The sequence below is a fragment of the Ruminococcus sp. OM04-4AA genome (assembly GCF_003462585.1).
GTDB classification, from domain to species: Bacteria; Bacillota; Clostridia; order Lachnospirales; family Lachnospiraceae; genus Mediterraneibacter; species Mediterraneibacter faecis.
This window is the reverse complement of record NZ_QTZH01000044.1, coordinates 1-21,828: the sequence shown is the minus strand read 5'-3', so window position 1 is coordinate 21,828 and position 21,828 is coordinate 1. Positions and strand designations below refer to the sequence as shown.

General features: G+C 41.2%; 23 protein-coding genes. 14 read left to right on the top strand and 9 right to left on the bottom strand.

All coding sequences use genetic code 11. The features are described from left to right. Positions 1-122: 122 nt before the first annotated feature. From DXB52_RS17270 to DXB52_RS11750, 4 genes are read left to right on the top strand one after another with little or no spacing between them, the layout of a single operon-like run. Complete coding sequence (locus DXB52_RS17270; RefSeq protein WP_472520122.1) at positions 123-332, top strand: hypothetical protein; 210 nt, start codon at positions 123-125, stop codon at positions 330-332. Positions 333-337: 5 nt separating this feature from the next. Then, positions 338-730, top strand: a complete 393-nt coding sequence (locus DXB52_RS17265) for a hypothetical protein (protein WP_472520121.1) — start codon at positions 338-340, stop codon at positions 728-730. Then, complete coding sequence (locus tag DXB52_RS17260; RefSeq protein ID WP_472520120.1) at positions 688-1,410, top strand: L-serine ammonia-lyase, iron-sulfur-dependent, subunit alpha; 723 nt, start codon at positions 688-690, stop codon at positions 1,408-1,410. The genes DXB52_RS17265 and DXB52_RS17260 overlap by 43 nt, the downstream gene beginning before the upstream one ends. A gap of 2 nt (positions 1,411-1,412) precedes the next feature. Further along, on the top strand, positions 1,413-2,600 hold the full coding sequence (locus tag DXB52_RS11750) for an iron-containing alcohol dehydrogenase (protein ID WP_118107446.1): 1,188 nt from the start codon (positions 1,413-1,415) through the stop codon (positions 2,598-2,600). Positions 2,601-2,625: 25 nt separating this feature from the next. Here DXB52_RS11750 and DXB52_RS11745 read toward each other — a convergent pair whose 3' ends face one another. The 6 genes from DXB52_RS11745 to DXB52_RS11720 all read right to left on the bottom strand — a co-directional run bounded on the left by DXB52_RS11745 (position 2,626) and on the right by DXB52_RS11720 (position 7,173). Next, the gene (locus DXB52_RS11745) at positions 2,626-3,417 is read right to left on the bottom strand and encodes a helix-turn-helix transcriptional regulator (protein WP_118107444.1); all 792 of its coding nucleotides are present in this window, start codon (positions 3,415-3,417) and stop codon (positions 2,626-2,628) included. A gap of 48 nt (positions 3,418-3,465) precedes the next feature. Beyond that, the gene (sdaAA, locus tag DXB52_RS11740; RefSeq protein ID WP_117498317.1) at positions 3,466-4,335 is read right to left on the bottom strand and encodes an L-serine ammonia-lyase, iron-sulfur-dependent, subunit alpha; all 870 of its coding nucleotides are present in this window, start codon (positions 4,333-4,335) and stop codon (positions 3,466-3,468) included. A gap of 23 nt (positions 4,336-4,358) precedes the next feature. After that, a complete protein-coding gene (sdaAB, locus tag DXB52_RS11735) occupies positions 4,359-5,027 on the bottom strand; it encodes an L-serine ammonia-lyase, iron-sulfur-dependent subunit beta (protein WP_020437103.1) in 669 nt (222 codons plus the stop codon). A 148-nt stretch (positions 5,028-5,175) separates the two neighbouring features. Continuing rightward, on the bottom strand, positions 5,176-6,111 hold the full coding sequence (locus DXB52_RS11730; RefSeq protein ID WP_117498314.1) for a TlpA disulfide reductase family protein: 936 nt from the start codon (positions 6,109-6,111) through the stop codon (positions 5,176-5,178). Between the two features lie 41 nt (positions 6,112-6,152). Continuing rightward, the gene (locus DXB52_RS11725) at positions 6,153-7,028 is read right to left on the bottom strand and encodes a 4Fe-4S binding protein (protein WP_330577871.1); all 876 of its coding nucleotides are present in this window, start codon (positions 7,026-7,028) and stop codon (positions 6,153-6,155) included. Positions 7,029-7,032: 4 nt separating this feature from the next. Continuing rightward, positions 7,033-7,173, bottom strand: a complete 141-nt coding sequence (locus tag DXB52_RS11720; protein WP_015527736.1) for a CD1871A family CXXC motif-containing protein — start codon at positions 7,171-7,173, stop codon at positions 7,033-7,035. Positions 7,174-7,427: 254 nt separating this feature from the next. On the opposite strand from DXB52_RS11720, the gene DXB52_RS11715 reads away from it, so the two are divergent. From DXB52_RS11715 to DXB52_RS11680, 8 genes are all read left to right on the top strand, one after another. Continuing rightward, the gene (locus DXB52_RS11715; protein ID WP_020435934.1) at positions 7,428-8,105 is read left to right on the top strand and encodes a response regulator transcription factor; all 678 of its coding nucleotides are present in this window, start codon (positions 7,428-7,430) and stop codon (positions 8,103-8,105) included. Further along, positions 8,102-8,362, top strand: a complete 261-nt coding sequence (locus DXB52_RS17255; protein WP_472520119.1) for a hypothetical protein — start codon at positions 8,102-8,104, stop codon at positions 8,360-8,362. The genes DXB52_RS11715 and DXB52_RS17255 overlap by 4 nt, the downstream gene beginning before the upstream one ends. Next, a complete protein-coding gene (locus DXB52_RS11710; RefSeq protein ID WP_472520118.1) occupies positions 8,356-9,324 on the top strand; it encodes a sensor histidine kinase in 969 nt (322 codons plus the stop codon). The genes DXB52_RS17255 and DXB52_RS11710 overlap by 7 nt, the downstream gene beginning before the upstream one ends. Before the next feature lie 538 nt (positions 9,325-9,862). After that, complete coding sequence (locus DXB52_RS11705) at positions 9,863-10,876, top strand: LacI family DNA-binding transcriptional regulator (protein ID WP_117825696.1); 1,014 nt, start codon at positions 9,863-9,865, stop codon at positions 10,874-10,876. 18 nt (positions 10,877-10,894) lie between these two features. Beyond that, positions 10,895-12,250, top strand: a complete 1,356-nt coding sequence (locus DXB52_RS11700) for an ABC transporter substrate-binding protein (protein ID WP_118107439.1) — start codon at positions 10,895-10,897, stop codon at positions 12,248-12,250. Positions 12,251-12,446: 196 nt separating this feature from the next. Continuing rightward, a complete protein-coding gene (locus DXB52_RS11690; protein WP_118107437.1) occupies positions 12,447-13,289 on the top strand; it encodes a carbohydrate ABC transporter permease in 843 nt (280 codons plus the stop codon). Further along, the gene (locus tag DXB52_RS11685; RefSeq protein ID WP_117825703.1) at positions 13,289-14,119 is read left to right on the top strand and encodes a carbohydrate ABC transporter permease; all 831 of its coding nucleotides are present in this window, start codon (positions 13,289-13,291) and stop codon (positions 14,117-14,119) included. The genes DXB52_RS11690 and DXB52_RS11685 overlap by 1 nt, the downstream gene beginning before the upstream one ends. A gap of 10 nt (positions 14,120-14,129) precedes the next feature. Further along, positions 14,130-14,873, top strand: coding sequence for a creatininase family protein (locus DXB52_RS11680; protein ID WP_117825707.1), 744 nt, complete (start codon positions 14,130-14,132; stop codon positions 14,871-14,873). A 96-nt stretch (positions 14,874-14,969) separates the two neighbouring features. Here the strand turns inward: DXB52_RS11680 and DXB52_RS17250 are convergent, their stop codons facing one another. The 3 genes from DXB52_RS17250 to DXB52_RS11670 form a co-directional block, all read right to left on the bottom strand. Further along, positions 14,970-15,098, bottom strand: a complete 129-nt coding sequence (locus DXB52_RS17250; protein ID WP_264293028.1) for a hypothetical protein — start codon at positions 15,096-15,098, stop codon at positions 14,970-14,972. A gap of 190 nt (positions 15,099-15,288) precedes the next feature. Further along, positions 15,289-16,629, bottom strand: a complete 1,341-nt coding sequence (locus DXB52_RS11675; RefSeq protein ID WP_118107435.1) for a sodium-dependent transporter — start codon at positions 16,627-16,629, stop codon at positions 15,289-15,291. Between the two features lie 197 nt (positions 16,630-16,826). After that, a complete protein-coding gene (locus DXB52_RS11670; protein ID WP_054752677.1) occupies positions 16,827-17,834 on the bottom strand; it encodes a helix-turn-helix domain-containing protein in 1,008 nt (335 codons plus the stop codon). Between the two features lie 287 nt (positions 17,835-18,121). On the opposite strand from DXB52_RS11670, the gene baiCD reads away from it, so the two are divergent. Both baiCD and DXB52_RS11660 read left to right on the top strand, forming a co-directional pair. Further along, entirely contained in the window at positions 18,122-21,586 is a 3,465-nt protein-coding gene (baiCD, locus tag DXB52_RS11665; RefSeq protein ID WP_118107433.1) for a bile acid Fe-S flavoenzyme BaiCD, read from the top strand. A 97-nt stretch (positions 21,587-21,683) separates the two neighbouring features. After that, positions 21,684-21,828: helix-turn-helix domain-containing protein (locus DXB52_RS11660; RefSeq protein WP_147343369.1), on the top strand; the 145-nt coding region annotated here is incomplete at its 3' end.

The window sequence follows — 21,828 nt, the reverse complement described above, 5'->3', positions numbered from 1 at the left end:
TATATATAGCAATTCTTCACAAATGTGATTCTATCCGTAAATGATTGTTTTATTTTCTCAAAAAGTATATACTTGTTTCATATACATTTACGTTTATTTTTGAGAAAGGAGCACCTTTTAAAATGGACTCTATATTATACGAAAACTATCTGAATATTCTTAAACAGGAACTGGTACCTGCACTTGGATGTACAGAACCGATCGCAATTGCCTATACAGCGGCAAAAGCACGTCAGATTCTTGGAGAATTTCCAGATTCTGTAGAAATGGAACTCAGCGGAAATATTATCAAGAATGTTAAGGGTGTTACAGTTCCGAATTCCGGAGGATGAAAGGAATGGAAGTGGCAGCAGTTCTTGGTATCGTAGGGGGAAATGCGGATAAGGCACTGGAAGTGTTGAGTGAAGTGACTTGTGAAGATATTGCGAAAACGAAAGAACTGATCAATCAGAAAATCTGTTCCTGTTCTTTAGTTGAAGGAGTTGATAACCTCTATATTACAGCTAAAGTAAGAAAAGGAGAGCATTTTGCTTCTGTAACAATCGAACATCAGCACACGAATATTACAAGAATTGAAAAGGATGGAGAAGTGCTGTTGGATAATCCTTATAAATCAGAGGTTAAGACTACCGTAGATAAATCAAACTTACGGTTAAAGATATCCTTGATTTTGCGGATCAGGTTCGTATGGAAGATGTGCAGCCGATCATTGATCGACAGATTAAACTGAATTCTGCGATTGCTCAGGAAGGACTTGATAATAACTATGGAGCGCAGATTGGTAAAACACTGATGCATGTATGGGGAAAGAGTGTTACTACGAGAGCCTGTGCACGGGCAGCAGCCGGAAGTGATGCGCGTATGGGCGGATGTTCTATGCCGGTTGTTATCAATTCAGGAAGTGGTAATCAAGGCATGACGGTGTCGCTTCCGGTTATTGTGTTTGCAGATGAATGGGAAGTATCTCATGAGAAGCTTTGTCGTTCTCTTGTTGTCAGCAATCTGATTGCGATCCATCAGAAATATTATATTGGAAGTCTTTCGGCGTACTGTGGTGCAGTCAGTGCTGCCTGTGGCGCCGGTGCAGGTATTACCTATATGTATGGTGGAACCTATCAACAGGTTTCCCTGACAATCATTAATACACTTGGAAATATCGGAGGAATCGTTTGCGATGGAGCGAAACCATCCTGTGCAGCGAAGATAGCAACATCTGTTGATGCTGCGCTTATGGCTTTTCAGCTTAGTATTCAGAACAAAAGTTTCTTACCGGGAGAAGGTATCATCAAAGATGATATTGAAGAAACAATTAAGAGCATGGGATATATTGGAAGAGTTGGTATGCGTACTACGGATACAGAGATTCTGAATGTAATGATAGACCGTGCGGATATCAATGAGGAGTGTTAGAAATGAATAATTTTATCTATGAAACACCAACAAAAGTATATTTCGGAAAAGACGAGGAATTAAAGGTCGGTAAGATCATTGCAGAGTTTCATCCAAAGAAAGTCCTGGTACATTTCGGTGGAAATTCCGCAAGAAAAAGTGGACTGCTTGATAAGGTGGAGAATTGTCTGAGGGAAGAAAACATCAGTTTTGTAGAGCTTGGCGGAGTAGTTGCGAATCCGGAACTTCCGCTTGTAAGAGAAGGGATTGAGCTTGGCAAAAAAGAAGGCGTAGACTTTGTTCTTGCAGTAGGAGATGGTTCTGTTCTGGATTCATCGAAGGCGATTGCGAATGGACTGGCAAACCCGGAAGTAGATGTCTGGGATTTTCATTGTGGTAAAGCTGTTCCACAGAAAACGCTTCCGAAGGGAGCAATTCTGACACTGGCAGCAGCCGGTTCCGAGATGAGTTCTTCCTGTGTGATCAGTAATCCGGAAACAGGAGAGAAACGTGGCTGTAACGGACTCTTTAACCGTATGAATTTTGCAATTGAGGATCCGGTTCTTACTTATACAGTAAGTTCTTATCAGACAGCATGCGGTGCAGTAGATATTGCAATGCATACGATTGAAAGATATTTCTGTCCGGGGGAGGATACTTATCTGACAGATTCGATTGCAGAGGCTGTGATTAAGAGTGTACGAAAAGCTGCAGGAGATTGTCTGAAGAATCCGGAAGATTATGCTGCACGAGCAAATATGATGTGGGCATCTTCACTTGCACATAATGGACTCACACAGTGTGGAAGAGAGTTCCAGCTCGTTGTTCATCAGTTAGAGCATGAAGTATCCGGAATGTACCCGGAAGTAGCGCATGGAGCAGGACTTGCAGCGCTGTGGTGCAGTTGGGCAAGATATGTTTATAAAGCAAATATAAATCGCTGGCTGCAGTATGCATCTAACGTATGGGGACTGGATATTGATTTTGAACATCCGGAGAAGACAATTGAAACTGCAATTGATATGCAGGAGCAGTATTATGCATCGATAGGGATGCCAATTGGATTAAAAGAACTTGGTGTAAAAGAAGATGATCTTGCGAAACTGGCACTTGATTGTTCAAGAAACAAAACGCGTTCATTGATCGGATATAAACCGTTGACATATGAGGATATTCTGGTAATTTATCAGATGGCATATGAGAGAGGTTAATAACAGTTAATATCGAAAGCGCTGCTTAATGCGGCTGCTTTCGATACGCTCTTGGTGACATATGATACCGCTCCTGGAATACTCGGTTGAATGTCCGTTGACTGTCGAATCCTGCCCGGATGCAGATGTCGAGAATCGTATGGTCGCTGTGAAGCAGGAGACTACAGGCGTAATCCAATCTTGCTTCATTCAGATACCGGTTAAAATTCGTATGAAATGTGCCGGAGAAGACACGTGATAAAGAGGACTGACTGATTCCAAGGTCATGAGCCATTTTGAAAAGCGTCAGTTCTTCTGTATAATGTGCAGCAATATAAGAAACAGTCTGGTAGATAATGTCATTACTTCCCACACTGCTCTTATCTATCATTTCAAATAAGGGAAGAGTGCGTGCAAGTATAATCTGAATAAATGCCTGATGCAGAACATGCCCTTGTGAAGCGGCTGGATAGACCAGCATGCTTCGCAGGGCATAATTTACGTCTGGGTGTACTTCTTGAGCCAGAATTACCGGATTTACAGGACAAAATTGCTGTAATTCTTTCGTATAACCAGGAGCAAGAAGCGGTGAAGCAAGTGCATAAATCGCCTTACAGGATTCACTGTTGAATACCTGATAGTGGTGGATCAATTCCGGAAATACAAGTGCAAAATCGCCTTTTTCCATATGATACAATTCAGTTCCGACTCCGATTTCCAGTGTACCTTCTGTCACGGATACAAGTTCCATTGATTTGTGAAGATGTGGGGGAATATGGCAAGAAATCTGTTCAGCGATTTCCAGTGTTTCTTCATTTTCTTCGTAAATCGGTTTCATTTTTTCCTGCCTCCGGGTTAATTGTTTAGAATAGTTGATCTAATAGTATCATGCGTGAATATGACATGCTTCACAGGCGGATGGCGTTGTAGCACATCCGCTTAATGCTGTCTCACGCAGTTCAACCGGAAGTCGCTTTCCGACTTTGTACATTGCCTCGAGCATTTCATCAAAAGGAATGAGCTGAGAAATGCCGGCAAGGGACATTTCAGCTGCAATCAGTGCATTGGCAACCCCGGCTGCGTTACGGTTCTGACAAGGGTATTCTACCAGTCCCCCGACCGGATCGCAGACAAGTCCGAGCATATTCATGAGAACTGTAGAGGCGGCATCCAAACATTGCTTAGGAGTTCCACCCATAAGTTCAACAGCGGCAGACGCTGCCATAGCAGATGCAACACCGACCTCAGCCTGACACCCTCCGACAGCACCGGCAACAGTGGCATTTCGCATGGCGAGGTAACCGACAGCGCCCGCATTGAAGAGAACCTGCTGAATCTCTTTGTCGGAGAAATGATATACTTCCTGAAAAGCGAGAAGCAATCCCGGAACGATGCCTGCGGAACCGGCGGTAGGTGAAGCAACGATCAGTCCCATGGACGCATTTGTCTCAAGGGTTGCCATAGCATAAGTGATAGCTTTCTCAAGCAGTTCACCGCACAGTCCCTGACCACTGGCAGAATGCTGTGCAAGTTTTTGCGCCTCTCCGCCGATCAGCCCGCCCATGGAACGGATTGGTTTTTCAATCGGAGAGCGGGCAGCTTCTTTCATGATTTCAAGAACACGCGCCATTTTTTGATCCGCTTCTTTAGCAGGACATTCTCCGGTTATGATCTCTCGATTACGCATAACTTCAGAGATAGAAATATTCTGTTCCTCACATAGTGTAAGGAGTTCGTTTGCATTTTTAAAATCCATATAAAAAACCTCCTTGAATACAATCACATCTGTACGACCATAACATCCAGAACATGTTCGTTCTGGCGGATGGTGTCGGCAATTTCTTCCGGAAGTTTTCCGTCGGATTCTACAATCGTGTAAGCAGTGTGTCCTTTCGATTCACGAAACAGACGCATAAAAGCAATATTGACCCGGCGGTCGCTGAGACAACTGGTGATCCAGGCAACAACACCCGGAACATCCTTCTGGACAACAATGATAGCACTGTATTCACCGGTGAAATCTACTTCTACATGATTGATCTGTGTGATGTGGACTTTACCGCCGCCAAGAGATTCTCCACGGATCGTCATCTCCTGACCGGCAGTATTGGTCATAATAATATCGACGGTATTCGGATGAATATCAGTTTCTTCCTCATTCGGAGTAAAAGAGTATTTCAGTCCGTTTTCTGTAGCGATCTCGAAGGAATTCCGGATTCGCATATCATCAGTGGAAAATCCCATGATTCCTCCAAGAAGTGCGCGGTCAGTACCGTGTCCGTGATACGTTCTGGCGAAAGAGCCGTAGAGAATAAATTCTACTTTTGCAAGCGGTCCGTTGATCATCTTCTGTGCAAGATAAGCAATGCGTGCCGCACCGGCAGTGTGAGAACTGGAAGGACCGATCATATTCGGCCCCATAACATCAAAAACGCTGATAAAAGACATTTTAAATAGCCTCCTGAGTTTGTATATATGAGTTTAGTATAGCAAGTGCGGCGGTGGATGTAAACTATGAGAAACACGATCCGCGTAAATGCTGTTAGGGGCAGTTACTGCAAACCGTAACTGCCCCTAAGTATGATACTTATGCGAATTAGTTCTGATCAAGTACGGACTGGATCTGCTTCATCAGCTGATCGTAGTTTGACTGATCATCGATGCCACCCATGAAAGGTTCCCCAACGATATTTCCGTCTTTATCTACAAGAACTGTTGTAGGGAATGCCATGATGTTTCCGGCATATTTTCCAACTGTTGAATTGGAATCAAACGTCAGGTTTTTGTAAGAAGCGCCCTGTGCTTTCAGAATTTCTTTTGCTTCTTTGATTCCAGCCTCATTGTTGTCTAAAGTATCCGTGTTGATACCAACAACTTCGCCACCCATTTCTTTCAGTGTCTCATTTAATTCATTCAGCTTAGAGAGTTCTCCAACGCATGGCTTGCATCCGCTGAACCAGAAGTTTACAACTGTAACTTTGTTTTTAGCGAAAAGGCTGTCGTCTACATCATTGCCGTCCAGATCTTTTCCTTTGAAACCTTTGAATACACCTGTGGACTCATCTGATTTAGAGGAAGCGTTGTCGGAGGATTCGGATGCAGCGCTCTCTTTCTCGAGTTTTGCAATCTCTTCTTCGATACCGCGAATTGTTTCAATGTCTTTGCTCAAAGTTTCATATTCTTCTTCAGAGAAAGAGTCTTTATTAGATTCAACTGTACTTGCAAGAAAGTCAGCATAGTTTTCGTTCATGGCATCACCGTCAGTGTTCTTGTTCATAAGACCAAAGACTTTGTCCCATGCATCTTTGTGATCAGCAAAAAGCTGATTTTCCTGCTGGTAAAGGTCGTCCAGTTTTTTGTTCAGCTCGTCAGTGCTGCCCGTTTCTGTTGTGGAAGAAGATTCCTGTTTTGTATTGGTTGTTGAGGAAGAATTTCCGCAGCCTGTAAATGCAAAAAGTACAGAAATGGCAAGTGATGCAGCGATTACCTTTTTTAATTTCATTGCGTTTGTTCTAAGTGTTTTGTTTTTCATGATTTTAAATCTCCTTTAAATTACATTTTGTTTGTTTTAGTTTATTTATTGTCAGCCTTTTTCTTGTTTGAAAACCCATAATGATAGCAGATTGCGTCAGTCGGACAGGCTTTCATACATTCTCCGCAGCGGATACACTCCGGATGGTTTGGTGTGTCTACTACGTTGACATCCATCTTGCAGACACGGCTGCATTTCTGGCAGCCAACACATTTCTCATGATCAACCTGAATCTTAAGAAAAGATACCTTGTTAAACAGTGAGTAAATAGCGCCCAGCGGGCAGATCCATTTACAAAATGGACGGTAAAACAAGATGCTCAGGATGATGAAAAGCGCAAGGATCGTGAATTTAAATGTAAATAAATGTCCAAGCGCGGAACGGATTCCTGAGTTGGCAAGTGCCAGTGGGATTGCGCCTTCAAGTACTCCCTGCGGGCAAATGTATTTACAGAAGAAAGGATCTCCCATACCAAGTGAATTGGTTACAAATGCCGGAAGCAGTATAACAAAGACAACCAGAATCACATATTTCAGATACCGCAGAGGCTTCAGCTTTGCGGTGGAAAATTTCTTGCCCGGAATCTTATGCAGCAGATCCTGGAACCATCCAAACGGACAGAGAAATCCGCAGATAAATCGTCCTAACAGAACACCTAACAGGATGAAAAATCCAGTGATGTAGTAAGTGAACTTAAATTTGGAGGATCCTACTACAGCCTGAAATGCTCCGATCGGACAGGCGCCTGTGGCGGCAGGACAAGAGTAACAGTTTAGTCCCGGGACGCACATCGTCTTTACATTTCCCTGATAAATTTTCCCTTTAAACAGATTCGGGATATGAATGTTGGTCAGCAGCGTTGCAGCTGCCTGAATCCATCCGCGGAAGCGGACCAGAGGGTTTTTGCTTGATTTCATTTTCTTATCCAATTCCGACACACTCCATACATAATTTTATTGCCTTGCTAAGCACAACCGCAGCTTCTCCGCGGAAGATTCCGACAAGGAAAAATACCAGACCGGCTGCAAGTAAAAGAATCTGTGTTACTTTTTCAGATTTCATTTAGATACTCCTTTCAATGTTCAAAGTCAGTTTATTGTTACTGTTCACTCCCGTGTCAATCACTCCGCTGATTGCACGGAGGATGCATGTTTTGGCTTGAATGCATCTTGCCCCATCGCCAAAGGCGATTTAAAATGGCGAGATGCGTTGCTGGTCGCACAGCATGTGAATAGTAACCGTTTATTGACCTTTCGATGTTTGCATTATACAATAAAGGGTGTAAAATTTCTGTTAAGAAAATGGAGAAAAATAAATTGAGATTATTAGTTGTTGAAGATGAGAAGAAATTATGTGATATGATTGCGAAAAGTCTGCATCAGGCAGGTTATGAGGTAGACACGTGTAATGACGGAGAGGAAGCACTGGATATGATTTATGCGGAAATGTATGATTTGATCGTGCTGGATCTTAACCTTCCGGGGATGGATGGAATGGATATTCTTCGGGAGCTTCGCAAGGAAAATGAAGAGACAAAAGTATTGATCTTATCTGCGAGAAGTCAGATCGCAGATAAGGTTGACGGTCTTGATGCGGGGGCGAATGATTATATGGAAAAACCGTTTCATCTGCAAGAGCTGGAAGCCCGTGTGCGAAGCCTGACAAGAAGAAAGTTTGTACAGAAAAATGTCTGTCTTGAATGTGGCAGTCTTCGTTTTGATACAAAAGAAAGGACTGCATATGCAAAAGACAAGCCGGTCGCATTGACAAGAAAAGAGAATGGAATTCTGGAGTATCTTCTTTTGAATCAGGGAAGACCGGTCAGTCAGGAAGAGTTGATCGAGCATGTTTGGGATTCTTCTGTAGATAGTTTCAGCGGTTCGATCCGAGTGCATATGTCTTCTCTGAGAAAGAAACTGAAAGCAGGACTTGGTTATGATCCCATCGTGAATAAGATTGGTGAGGGGTATAAGATAGGAGATGGAAAAGCATGAGAAAAATATCGCTCCAGTGGAGACTGACGATTCTTACAACCGTGCTGATCACAGTATTGTGTGGATGTCTGACATTTTTCCTATATAAGAATGGTGTCTATTATATCGATACGCTTCAGGAGACCGTCACAGATCAGGCACTACGCCGGAGGCAGTCTACATTGATATTCCAGATAATGAGTGGGATGATTTTGCAGCGCAGTTTGCCACGAAGGTTTATAATTCAAAATCAGATTATAGAAATAGAAGTTTGTTGATCACTGGTGTTGTAGCGCTGATTGGCGGAGCAGTAACTTATTTTGTCAGTGGCCGCGCATTGAAACCACTCAGAGAATTCTCAGAAACAGTAGAAAAGGTTCAGGCGCAGAATCTGACAGAGTATACGATTGAGGAAAATAAAATCGCAGAGTTGGACCGACTTCGTACGTCTTATAATAAGATGCTCCTGCGACTTTCGGAATCATTCGAGACACAGCGTCAGTTTACAGGGAATGCAGCACATGAACTCCGAACCCCTTTGGCATTAATGCAGGCACAACTAGATCTCTATCATGCAGCGGAGAATGCAGAGAACGAAGCAGCTGCACAAGAGACGATCCAGATGGTAACAGAGCAAAATGAACGCCTTAGCAAGCTTGTCAGAACGCTTTTAGATATGAGTGAGCTGCAGACGGTAGCACGTAATGAAAAGATTGAAATGCAGGGGCTGATAGAGGAGGTGCTGGCAGATTTGGAACCGCTGGCGCAGGAAAAGAATATTGAACTGATACAGAAGACACAGAATTCGTCGGATGGAAGAACAGGTGGAACAGAAGAGTCGTTGCTGGTCGCACGTAGTGTGAACAGTAACGAAAAGCCAGAGGATGAACTGATATTGACAGGAAGTGATATTCTGATTTATCGGATGATTTATAATCTCGTTGAAAATGCAATTAAATATAATCGGGTAGATGGAACCGTTACAGTATCGGCGAAGAGAGAGAAGAATGAAGTTGTCCTGACAGTTGCGGATACTGGGAATGGAATTGATGAGACATTTCGAGAGCAGATTTTTGAACCATTCTTCCGGGTAGATAAGTCAAGAAGCCGTGAGCTTGGCGGTGTGGGACTTGGACTTGCGTTAGTGCGTGAAATTGTGCGGGTGCATGATGGGAAGATTGAGGTTCGCGGAAATGAGCAGGGTGGAACGACATTTGAAGTGAGAATGGGGATGGAATAGAAGAATAAAAATAGAACCGCCATCGTATCAAGAGCAGCTTCCATCATTTCTCTCATTGCTGCTTTTGTGGCTGTCTTTTCTTCTTGCCATAAAATAACCTCCAAACTGAGTAATTTTATCTTACATCAGTTTGGAGGTTTACACAAACTTTGGGATGCTCCCTCACTCTGATTCGTATAAGTAATATTTTGGTCACCGTCTAACATGAAAAAATATGCCTTTTCATCATACCCTTTAAGGTTTAACATTGAATCTAATTTCGCATTGTCATACACAGCTCCAATTTCATACTAAATACACACTCCGTTTCTAACTCAAGTCCATCCATTGCCTGTTGAAATCCAAGCCTAATACCGCCTAAACCAACGAATAAATCATTCGTGGCATGAGTAATCCTCCTTCGTTTTGGTTCCACTAAACTATGAGATGGGGGAGCCCCCTTTTTCAAGGAAACTAATTTTGTGACTATTTCACAATTGAAATGTAAACGTTTTCCCGTATGATAAATGTATAGAATTCTTCCGGAGGAATTTTAAATATGGAAAATATAGACATTAAATTTATCGCGAAAAAAAGCGAGTGTTCGATTGCTACGGTTTCTCGTGTGATCAATCGTTCCAAACCAGTCAGCGAGGAGTTACAGAAAAGAGTAATAGATACGATCAGAAAGTACAATTATAATCCAAGCATTTACGCGCAGAATCTGGCGGGTAAAAAGTCAAGACTACTTGGTTTTATAATGACAAACTACATCAATCAATATCAGCTGCTACTGTTTCGTTATCTGAATGAGTTTGCATGCAAGATGGGGTATGGTTGTATTATTCGTTATTGTAATTCTGGATTTGAGGAAAAACTAGAGGTATTAAGAGAACTGGAAATCAGGGGAATCGAAGTCTGCTTTAGCCTTTTTCTGCTTTCGCAGGAAGAGGAAGCGTACATAAAAGAACATTTCAGAATTAAAGTCTGCCATATGCAGTCACCGGAAATGCGCTTGAACATCATAGAAAAAAACGAAAGTTCTGTTTATGAGGCTGTGTGCTATCTTGCTCAGCTTGGTCACAAACGAATTGGAGGCATTTTTTGTATTGACGAAATAGATGATAGTTTCCTCATGGCAAGGAAAAGAGGCTTTTTAAAAGCTATAAGTCAGATAAATCTCGATCAAGATGAATCTCTGATCGGCCAGCTTCATGGAGAATGTGAAAAAGACAGTGTGATTTCTGTGATAGAAAAGATATTTGTACCTCAAAAGCCGCCAACGGCATTGTTTTGTTATAGCGATGAAGTTGCGATCGAGGTAATGTCCTGGATCATGAAGCAGGGTTATAGAATTCCAGAGGATATATCTGTGCTTTCATTTGACGGTATTCCGTTTGCGGGACGCGTAACGCCATCTTTGTCTACAATTAGCCAGCCAGTAGAATATCAGGCAAAATGTATTATAAACGGCATGCTGTATCTACAGGATGGAATAGAAAGACCATGTGATGAAAAGGGAAATGAATATCTTCTGCAGATTCGGGACAGTGTGGGGCTTCCTAGTCATTAAAAAGATTGGAGGAAAAATATGAAAACGAAAAAATTAATTGCTACTGGTATTGCGACATCAATGTTACTGCTGGCGCTTACCGGATGCGGAGCAGGTGGAAATGGTGGTAAATCCGCAAAAGATACAGATAAAGGATCAGTATATTTTCTGAACTTTAAATCTGAACTTTCTTCTGAATGGGAAGAAGTAGCCGGAACCTTTACCAAGGAAACCGGAATTGATATGAAAGTAGTTACTGCGGGAAGCGGAACCTATGAACAGACATTAAAATCTGAGCTTTCCAAAAAAGAAATGCCGACACTTTTTAACGTTAACGGTCCGATTGGATATCAGACATGGAAAGACTATTGTGCTGATCTGAAAGATTCAAAACTTTATGAATGGCTTACTGACAAAGATATGGCAATTACCGATGGCGATGGTGTGTATGGTATTCCGTATGCAGTAGAAGGATATGGAATCATCTATAATGATGCTATTATGAAGAAATATTTTGCGCTTCCGGATAAAGCAGTTGATATTTCAGATACAAAAGAGATTAAAAATTTCGACACGCTTAAAACAGTGGTGGAAGATATGACAAAACATAAAGATGATCTTGGAATTCAGGGAGTTTTCGGTTCAACTTCATTTGCTCCCGGCGAAGATTGGCGTTGGCAGACTCATCTTATGAATATCCCTGTGTACTATGAATACAAGGCTGACGGAGTGGATAATCTGGATGAGATCAAATTCACATATAATAAAAACTTTAAAAATATTTTTGATCTCTATCTGAATAATTCATGTACAGAACCGTCTATGGTTGGATCTAAAAATGTCGAGGAATCCATGGCAGAATTTGCAACTGGAAATGTAGCTATGATCCAAAACGGAAACTGGGGCTGGGCAATGATCTATGACCTGGATGGAAACGTGGTAAAAGAGGAAGATATTAAGTTCCTTCCAATCTATACAGGAGTAGAAGGCGAAGAAAAACAGGGACTTTGTGTCGGAACAGAAAACTATATCTGTATCAACAATAAGGTTTCTGAAGCTGACCAGAAAGCATCTGAGAAGTTCTTGGAATGGCTGTTTAACAGCGAGAGTGGAAAAGCTTACTGCAATGGAATCCTTGGAATGATCCCGCCATTCTCCACCTTTGATGAGGATGAAAGACCCGATAATCCGCTCGTACAGGATATGCTTAGTTATATGAACGATGATTCTTTATATTCTATTACCTGGGACTTTACAACCTTCCCGAGCCAGGAATTTAAAAACCAGCTTGGAAGCTATCTTCTTGAATATGCGCAAGGAAATATGACATGGGATGATGTAGTTAAGCAGACAACTGATTGCTGGGCATCAGAAAAAGCTCTGCTTGCACAATAGTAGAGTTTATAGGCTGGCGTTTTCCGAACGGAAAATGCCGCATGATACAGTGAATGTAGCAGATTTCGCTGCTTTGGAATGCAAAGCAGCGGTAAAATCCGTTGCTGTTTGTGCAATGCGTGAAAAGCAACAAAATTTATGGGGCAGAGACAAAAATGTTTCTGCCCTGTGTACGAAAAGGGAGGCTGTATAGAAGATGGAAAAAGCTTTTAAAAAGAGATTTGCGATATTAATGTTACCAACGCTGATCGCATTTATTATTGCATTTATTATTCCATTTGTACTGGGAATTTATCTTTCATTCACTAAATTTACAACAGTTACAGATGCCCAGTGGATTGGGCTGAGCAATTATATTGTGGCATTCCGGGATAAAGATTTCCTTGCATCTCTCCTGTTTACTGTTAAATTTGTACTTGTTAATCTTGTGACGATTAACTTAATTGCCTTTATGCTGGCATATGTGTTGTCCAGAAAGCTCCGTGGAACAAATATTTTCCGAACAGTTATATTTATGCCGAACCTTCTGGGCGGAATTGTGCTTGGTTATATCTGGCAGTTAATTATTAATGGATTTCTTTCTTTTTTCAAAACAACGCTTACTGCAGATGCGACATATGGATTCTGGGGAATGGTGCTTGCTATGAACTGGCAGATGATCGGATATATGATGGTTATTTACATTGCAGCTATCCAGAATATTTCAGAGGAAATAAAAGAAGCAGCACTTATTGATGGTGTAACGCGAGGACAGATGATTAGAAAGATTATTCTGCCTCTGATCATGCCTGCAATTACAATCTGCTTATTTATGACAACAACAAATGCATTTAAAATGTTTGACTTAAACCTTGCTCTGACCGCGGGACTTCCGGGAAAATCGACTTCTCTGGTTGCACTGGATATCTATAATTCATTCTACAACAGAATGGGTTATGAGGGAGTCGGACAGGCCAAAGCAGTGATGTTTTTACTGATTGTTGCTACAATTTCAGTGACGCAGCTTATTATTACTCGGCGTAAGGAGGTTGAAAACTAATGAAAAATAAGAAGAGTAAAATCATACTGATCTTAATTCTTACTGTAATCTCGGTTTTATTTATCGCTCCGATTGTGATTGTATTTATGAATTCGTTTAAGAGCAAACTGTTTATTAACAGTACGCCGTTTGCGTTTCCTAATGCCGACTCTTTTGTAGGTTTGGCGAATTATGGAGAAGGAATGATCAAGACCGGATTTTTGCAGGCATTTTTTATTACTTTATTTATAACTGTAGCCTCTGTGTTTCTTATTGTTGTCCTGACTTCAATGACAGCATGGTATCTGATACGTGTAAAAAGTCGTTTTACTAAAGTAATGTACTATCTGTTTGCTTTTGCTATGATCGTACCATTCCAGATGGTAATGTTTACGCTTGTTAAAGTATCAAATATGTTTAATTTGGACAATCTGATTGGTATCATATTTATTTATGTCGGATTTGGTGCTGGATTGTCTGTATTTATGTTTACCGGTTTCATTAAATCAATTCCAGTTTCTCTGGAAGAGGCAGCGATGATTGATGGATGTTCTATTATGCAAATTTACTTTAAAATTGTGTTTCCTGTGATACGCCCGATCATTATGACAGTCGCAATTCTGAATGCCATGTGGATCTGGAACGATTATCTGCTTCCATATCTTGTAATTGGTTCTGAATATAAAACAATTTCTGTGGCAATCCAATATCTCAGAGGTGGATATGGATCAATTGACCTTGGACTTATGATGTCCATGCTAGTACTGGCAATCATACCAATTGTAATTTTCTATATGATCTGCCAGAAATGGATCATACAGGGAGTAATCGCCGGAGCAGTGAAAGGATAAGGAGACTAGAATGAAAAAAGTATTATACGAGGAATTACTTCCGGAAGAATGCGTGCAGAGAATACAGGAGATGCCGGTTGCTTATCTCCCGCTTGGCACATTGGAATGGCATGGTCCACATATGCCTCTTGGGGCTGACGGAATCCAGTCAAAAGAGTTGTTTGTCCGAGTGGCAGAAAAAGTAGGCGGCGTAGTACTTCCGATGTTGTTTATGGGACCTGATCGTGTGTTTTATGACAGGGGGACTGCGTTTTATGGAATGGATATTAATACCGAAGGCGCACTGAATACATATTGCGTCCAGCAGATGAAAGGCAGTGCCTATTGGATGGAAAAAGGTCAGTTTCAGGACAATCTGCGCAGTATCTTTGCCCAACTGTCCAGAGCAGGTATACGTATCGTAGTCGGACATGGACATGGTCCATCAACAAATGCATTTCAGGAACTAAAGGAAGAAGCAGCAGAAAAATATGGCCTGCGTATTTTGACTGCTTGGACATATGCAGATGATGATCGGTTGAAATATCAGAATGACCATGCCGGAGCGAATGAAACATCTATCGTAATGGCTGTACGTCCGGAGTTGGTAGACTTTGGACAGGTGAAAGAAAATGAAAGTAATCTGATCGGAATCGCAGGACGTCATCCAGTCAGAGAATCATCCGCAGCATACGGAAATGAGATCCTTGAGTATACAATGAAAACACTTATTTCAGGTATTGAAAAGGAGTACAAAATACTCAAAGAAAGCTAGAAAGATAGCTAGATGCAAATGAGTTTGAACTGTTTTATGAAAAAGAATCCTGCGAGCAGGATTCTTTTTTCAGCATTTGTTGATTTTTTTTCAAATTCAATTTTCTTCTCGTAGCAAAGCTACGATATCTGAGTCATTATCCATTGCCGATTTGTCGGTAATTTCTGTTTTCTCCAATTCTTCAACTGAAATTTGAGATTCAGTACTATTGTCTATTATTTTCAAATGAAACACTTCTTTTTTCTCTGCAGCCTACACGTACATTCTATTGTGTTTGTCAACCCTTAAAAAATGGTTAGACCACTTATTGAAAATCTAACCATTTAAGATACGCAATGCTAATCAAATGACATTGGGCTCTGAACAGTTACGCATAAAAAAGGCTGCGCACCTATAGTTCAATATTATTGTTTCATCATCCAATTCCGCCCAGCACTGCTCCGGCAATCAGTGCAACAAGTGCGAGTGGAACAAGGACATATTTTCCAAGTGGCAAGAACCAAGTTCCGATTTTTTTCTCACGTCCAGTATTTACAGCTTTCAGTGCGAATTCTTTATCTGCGATCCAGAAGAACATGATCGCTGCAAGCATTGCTCCAAGTGGGCAGATATAGATAGAAACTGCGTCCATCCATCCGGAGACAATTCCCTGGATGAGAAGTGCGATACAGCAGCCGAATGTTGCAATAATCCCAACAGCTGAGACACGCTTTAATCCGAAACGTTCCTGTAATGTAGCAACCGGAGCTTCATACAGATTTACAAGTGAGCTCATTCCGGCAAAAAGTACGCAGATGTAGAAGATGATTCCTACAATCTTGCCGCCAGGCATTCCGTTGAATACGTTGACCAGATAGATAAACATCAGTCCAGGTCCACCGGAAGATAATTCAGCACCGCCGACTGCCATTCCCGGAATGATCACGAAAGCAGCGAGCAGGGCAGCGATTGTATCGAAGATGGCAACATTTTTTGCAGAACTTACAAGGTCTTCAGAATCCTTTAAGTAGGAACCATAGATAACAGTTCCGTTTCCGGCAATGGACAGAGAGAAGAATGCCTGCCCAAAAGCATAGATCCAAAGTCTTGGGTCTAAAAGTCCCTTTGGATTGATTGTGAAGATGTAACGATATCCGGCAGATGAACCAGGAAGGGAGAAAATATATACCCCGAGTCCAAGAAACAGTACGAACAATAACGGCATCATTACGCCGTTGGCACGCTCGATTCCACCGGCAATCCCCATTGCCATGATCACAGCAGTTACAAGAACTGCGATTACAAGCCAAAGGTTATTACCAAAAGCAGAAGCAGTACTGTCGAACATACCGCCAATCTGGTTCATATCCTGCTTCATGCCGGCAATCTGTCCGGTCAGTGCAAGGAAGGTATACTTGAAAATCCATCCGACAACAACTGTGTATCCGATCGCAAGTGCGAGAGAGCCAAGAACCGGAAGCAGTCCGATCAGTTCACCTGTTTTCTTATTGTCAGTTCGCATTTCTGTGCAGACACCGAAGGCTTTGATCGGGCCACCTTTGGCAGCGCGTCCCAGTGCCATTTCCTCAATTACTCCTGTAGAAGCAATCAATATTACAAATAAAATATAAGGAATCAGAAAGGTCATACCACCCCAGTCTGATACCATGTAAGGGAATCTCCAGATATTTCCCATGCCGACGGCAGATCCGATGCAGGCAAGGATAAATCCAGTCCGGCTTTTGAATCCATCACGTTCTTTTTCATGTTTTCCCATGTGTGTTTTCCTCCTGTAAAAGCACGTATACTTTTGTACACGAACGTATTAATGTATTATAGCATATTTACATAAAGAAAAGAAGCACCGAGATGATGCTTCTTTTGGTGTAATATTTTTTTACAGTACAATGTGAGTGGCGATTTTATGATAAAATCAAATTTTTTTATCTAACCATTTTTTAACGGTAGTTGTATCTACCAGTCGGCTCCAAGGATTAATTGTGGAAAATTTGCTAAAAGTTCTAACTCGCCGTGCTGACTGTGTATTAAATCAATTTTGTCATCAAATAAATCAAGAAGCTGTTTTTCAAGAGCTTTTCCTTCTAAAGTCTGTTGCAGCCAAACGTAGACTCTTTCGCAGGTGAGATGAATGTTCGTGCAATAATCAACAAAAAGAGGACTGATTTCTAACATGATAGAACAAATCTCACTGTCGTAGATTTGGATTTCCGGATAAATATACAGAGAGTAATATCGTTTCCAGGCATCAATATTTTCTTTATTTTTCATAAACGCACGGATTCTGTTTTTCATTTCTTCGGCATATTGCAAACAGCCGTCGTGATCTAAAGATGCTACATAGTTGATATGCTTGTCTTTTTTTTTGAAAAGTCTGTCAATGTCAGTAATGTCAAGTGTATGAAGAAACTGACGAATCTTGCGACAGTTTTCATTATACTGAATGTTTGTAAGATGATTTAATTTCTGCCACAAAAATTCCTGGTACTCGGTCAACGGTGGTTCGGGAAGGAAATGAACCCACAAAATCCGGTTAACCTGAAGCTTATCATTTGCATCAAAAGAATCACTTTCCGGATAAGAGCATATTTCAGGAATATGGATCTGAGTTCCTAAGGCATATAGTTTATCAATATCTGTGTTAACCGGAAGGCGTTCGAAAAGATCATTCATAGCAGATAAAATTCCTTCTAAACGTTCCTTTTCTTTATGGAGCTCTTTGATATGCTGATTTAAATATAGTCCGGTGCTGTCAGGCGTATTCATAATAGATCGGATCACGGAAATAGAAAGGCCGGCATTACGAAACAGACGTATTAAAGATAGTCGCTTCACTTCTTCCTCTGAAAAATCATAATAACCGTTCTGAACATCAGAAGCAGGAGAAAGTAATCCTTCCTTAATATAATAGTGAATATTTCTTTTTGTAAATCCGCTGATTTTACAGATTTCCTGCATTCTCATAACGTATCCTCCTTGTCACGTTATCTGTATAATTTCAGTATACTTATTCTAAAGCGTACAGTCAACTGTACAGAGGAAATGGCCCTGTTTTCCGATAAAAGATTTCTCATGGGGATTTTAACTAATGTAGTTTGGAAAAAAGTAAAAAGTAGGGCATGAAGTTTGGCAATAATGTGTCATTGACGTTCATTCATCTGTACAGTGTAAACTATAGGTAACGCAAAACTCGTAGCAAGAATGATGGAGCATTCTTGGAAAATAAAATAAGAAAAAGGAGGTTGATTTTTGTGTTTGAGAAGTTATTTAGTCCTATAAAAATAAAAGATATGGAATTAAAGAACCGTATTATTCTTCCTGCTATGGGAACGAAATTTTCAGGTGATGGAAGTGAAGTTACAGACAAACTGATCGATTATCATGTGGCTCGTGTAAAAGGTGGAAGCGGATTAAACATTGTCGAAGTTACAAGTGTTTACACACCAGCAGCACCAAAACGTTTCTTATCCCTTAGTGAAGACGAGTATATTCCGGGTATGAAAAGATTAACAGATGCAATTCATGCAGAAGGTGGTAAGGCCGGCGTTCAGTTGTGGCTTGGAGCTCTGGCAGTTTCTTCTGACCGTGCAGCGCAGATTATTATCCCAAGTGATATGCCGATCAGTGCAGAAATCACAATTCCGGGAATGCCTAAAGAATTGATTCCGGTTGTAGTAGATGCTTATGGAAAGGCTGCAAACCGCGCAGTTCAGGCAGGATATGACTGTATTGAATTCCATTGTGCACATACCTACCTGCCACACTCTTTCTTGTCCGGTGGAATTAACAGACGAACAGATGAGTATGGCGGATCTTTTGAAAACCGTGCAAAATTCCCATTAGAGTGTATTCGTGCAATCCGTGCTAATATGCCGGAGGGTATGCCATTGTTAATGAGAATCGATGCACATGATGATTATCTTGAAGGTGGACTTACAATCGAAGAAGTAATCAAATTCTGTAAACTTGCACAGGAAGCAGGTGTTGACGTTCTGGATGTTTCCAGAGGAAATATTTTGTCAAATGGATTGAAATTCGAAGTTCCTCCTGTAGATCTTCCACAGGGATTCAATGTTGACAATGCAGCTAAAATCCGTGAAGCAACAGGAATGCTGACAATTGGAGTTGGACGAATCAATACACCTGAACTTGCAGAAAAGATACTGGAAGAAGATAAAGTTGACATGGTTGTTATGGGACGTGCACAGCTTGCAGATCCAGACTTCTGTAAGAAGGCAGAAGCAGGAGAAACAGATGATATCGATTACTGTGTTGGCTGTAATCAGGGATGTTATGACGGATTTGAAAATATGGATATGGAATGTATTACATGTCTTCGTAATCCGGCACTTGGACGTGAAAAAGAATGTGAGATCTATCCGACAGAAAAACAAGAGACAGTACTTGTAGCCGGCGGAGGTATTGCAGGACTGGAAGCTGCAATTATCCTGAAGAAGAGAGGACATGATCCGATTCTCTGCGAAGCGACAGACACACTTGGTGGTCAGTTCTTAACAGCAGGTGAGGCACCGCGTAAGAAAGAAATGAAAGCGGCGGCAATCTCAATGGCTAAGAAGGCGGAACGACTGGGCGTTGATATTCGTATGAATACAAAAGTTACACCGGAAATGATTGAAGAAATCAAACCTCATACTGTTATGAACGCAATCGGTGCAGAGTCAATCATTCCTCCGATTCCGGGCGTAGATAAGGCATTTGTAAAAGATTCTCATGATGTATTAGACGGTAAAGCAGAAGCTACAGGAAATGTTGTTGTGATCGGTGGCGGTATGGTCGGCATGGAAACAGCAGAATATCTGGCAGAAAAGGGAGCGAAAGTAAGCGTTCTCGAAATGCTTCCGGATATCTGTTCTGATATGGGAACAACAAGAAAAATATGTATGGGTGAAGAAATCCAGAAATCCGGCATTATCCCGGTTACATCCGTAAAAGTAACTGAAATCGGTGACAATGTTGTGATCGGCGAAAAAGACGGAGAAAAAGTTGAATTCCCATGTGATACGGCAGTACTTGCAATCGGTGCTAAGAAACGTGACGGAAGTGCTCTTGCAGAGACATGTTATAAAAACGGAATCGGCTACTTTGAGATCGGTGATGCAGCAATGGCAAGACGTGCAATTAATGCAACCAGAGAAGCAATGGATGCAGCACTTACATTTGACCGTGAAGATGTGCACAGAGATGTATCAAAACCGAAAAAACTTGTTTTCATAACAGGTGCGAGCGGAATGATGGGAGGCCAGACACTGAAACAGTTGCTGGCAAGACCAAACAGATTCAAAGTACGTGCGCTGCTCAGACCATCCGATAAGAATCGTGTATTTGCAAAGAAACATATGTGTCCTGCACTTGAAGTTGTATGGGGAGACATGTCAGATTACGACACAATCAAAAAATGCGTAGATGGTTGTGATTATGTATTACATATTGGCGCAATGGTATCTCCGGCAGCGGATAAATATCCGGAAGAGACATTGTATACAAATATCGGATCAACATTAAATATCATAAAAGCAATTAAAGAGCAGCCAGATCCGGATAAAGTTCATTTGGCATATGTCGGAACAGTTGCTATGACAGGAAGTAGACTGGAACCGGTACATTTTGGTAGAGTTGGAGATCCGATGAACCCGTCTATTCACGATTACTATGCATTGTCAAAAGTATTTACTGAGGCAGCATTGTATGATTGCGGATTAAAATACTGGGTATCCATTCGCCAGACTGGTCAGCATCCAAGTGCAGAGACGGCAGCTCAGGAACCAATCATGTTCCATCAGCCACCGAACAATGTATTGGAGTGGAGCACACAGATTGAGTCTGGTATCTGTATGGCAAACTTATGTGAAGACTGGGTAGATGAAAGCTTCTGGAGAAAAGCATATAACTTAAGTAGTGGAAAAGAATTCCGTAAGACTACATGGGAATTCATGAATCTTAATCTGAATCCGATGGGTTATAATTTTGAAGATATTTATGAACCACAGCAGATGGCAAGATTTAACTTCCATGGACAGTACTATACAGATGCAGATGTTTTGGAAAATTATCTCCACTTCCGCTGCATTTCCGGAAAAGAGTATTGGGAAAAAGTTGAAAACACAGCAAGACGTCTCTTCAAGAACCCAATGGTTGCGGCAATGCTTCCGAATATTGAGCAGTTAAAGGAAAAAAATAAAGCGATAGCTTCAAAAGAAATGGGACCAAGATGGGCAGAAGAAAATAATAAAACCGAATGGATTCAGGCATTCTACGGATCTTTGGAAGAAAAACACAAATTGATCGGAACAAAATTCGAACTTCATCGTCCAAGCGAAGAAGAAACATTCCTTGATCACGGATATGATGAAAGCAAAGATCTTGAGAATCTGACAGCTGAAGATCTGCAGAAAGCGGCAGAATTCAGAGGAGGCGAGTATCTTGGCGGAGAAATCGAAGATATCTATACTCCTGTAAAATGGAAATGTGCATTTGGACATGAATTTGATTTATCTGTAAATGCGGCTCTTCAGGGAGGACACTGGTGTCCAGAATGTATGAAGAAGAGTTGGGCTTATCCAAAGATTGCAAGAAAGAACCCATTCTATGCACAGGTATGGGATCCACAGCACAGTAAAGATGAGACTTACGAAATTCCAATGAGATTCAGCGCATATGAGATTCGTGAAGAATTGAAGAAAAAACTTGATTTATAAACACAATAATAATCTTTTCTGATGAAAGGTGATATGCTCCCTTCTAGGTAGACAAGTGAAATAATAAAAACTTGTCACTTAGGAGGGAGCATATTTTATGTCTAAAAGAAAAGTATCTGTTGAGGATAAGACATATGCTGTAAATCTATATCTGGATGGAAAAGAAAGCCAACGGCGAATTGCCGATATGTTTGATGTAAGTCTTGCATCTGTCCAACAATGGATTCGAAACTATGAATCTA

Excerpts from the sequence above, each read along its gene's own strand:
- DXB52_RS17270 (WP_472520122.1), top strand. The coding sequence starts at position 123 with ATGGACTCTATATTATACGAAAACTATCTGAATATTCTTAAACAGGAA.
- DXB52_RS17265 (WP_472520121.1), top strand. The coding sequence starts at position 338 with ATGGAAGTGGCAGCAGTTCTTGGTATCGTAGGGGGAAATGCGGATAAG.
- DXB52_RS17260 (WP_472520120.1), top strand. The coding sequence starts at position 688 with ATGGAAGATGTGCAGCCGATCATTGATCGACAGATTAAACTGAATTCT.
- DXB52_RS11750 (WP_118107446.1), top strand. The coding sequence starts at position 1,413 with ATGAATAATTTTATCTATGAAACACCAACAAAAGTATATTTCGGAAAA.
- DXB52_RS11745 (WP_118107444.1), bottom strand. The coding sequence starts at position 3,417 with ATGAAACCGATTTACGAAGAAAATGAAGAAACACTGGAAATCGCTGAA.
- sdaAA (WP_117498317.1), bottom strand. The coding sequence starts at position 4,335 with ATGGATTTTAAAAATGCAAACGAACTCCTTACACTATGTGAGGAACAG.
- sdaAB (WP_020437103.1), bottom strand. The coding sequence starts at position 5,027 with ATGTCTTTTATCAGCGTTTTTGATGTTATGGGGCCGAATATGATCGGT.
- DXB52_RS11730 (WP_117498314.1), bottom strand. The coding sequence starts at position 6,111 with ATGAAAAACAAAACACTTAGAACAAACGCAATGAAATTAAAAAAGGTA.
- DXB52_RS11725 (WP_330577871.1), bottom strand. The coding sequence starts at position 7,028 with ATGAAATCAAGCAAAAACCCTCTGGTCCGCTTCCGCGGATGGATTCAG.
- DXB52_RS11720 (WP_015527736.1), bottom strand. The coding sequence starts at position 7,173 with ATGAAATCTGAAAAAGTAACACAGATTCTTTTACTTGCAGCCGGTCTG.
- DXB52_RS17255 (WP_472520119.1), top strand. The coding sequence starts at position 8,102 with ATGAGAAAAATATCGCTCCAGTGGAGACTGACGATTCTTACAACCGTG.
- DXB52_RS11705 (WP_117825696.1), top strand. The coding sequence starts at position 9,863 with ATGGAAAATATAGACATTAAATTTATCGCGAAAAAAAGCGAGTGTTCG.
- DXB52_RS11700 (WP_118107439.1), top strand. The coding sequence starts at position 10,895 with ATGAAAACGAAAAAATTAATTGCTACTGGTATTGCGACATCAATGTTA.
- DXB52_RS11690 (WP_118107437.1), top strand. The coding sequence starts at position 12,447 with ATGGAAAAAGCTTTTAAAAAGAGATTTGCGATATTAATGTTACCAACG.
- DXB52_RS11685 (WP_117825703.1), top strand. The coding sequence starts at position 13,289 with ATGAAAAATAAGAAGAGTAAAATCATACTGATCTTAATTCTTACTGTA.
- DXB52_RS11680 (WP_117825707.1), top strand. The coding sequence starts at position 14,130 with ATGAAAAAAGTATTATACGAGGAATTACTTCCGGAAGAATGCGTGCAG.
- DXB52_RS11675 (WP_118107435.1), bottom strand. The coding sequence starts at position 16,629 with ATGGGAAAACATGAAAAAGAACGTGATGGATTCAAAAGCCGGACTGGA.
- DXB52_RS11670 (WP_054752677.1), bottom strand. The coding sequence starts at position 17,834 with ATGAGAATGCAGGAAATCTGTAAAATCAGCGGATTTACAAAAAGAAAT.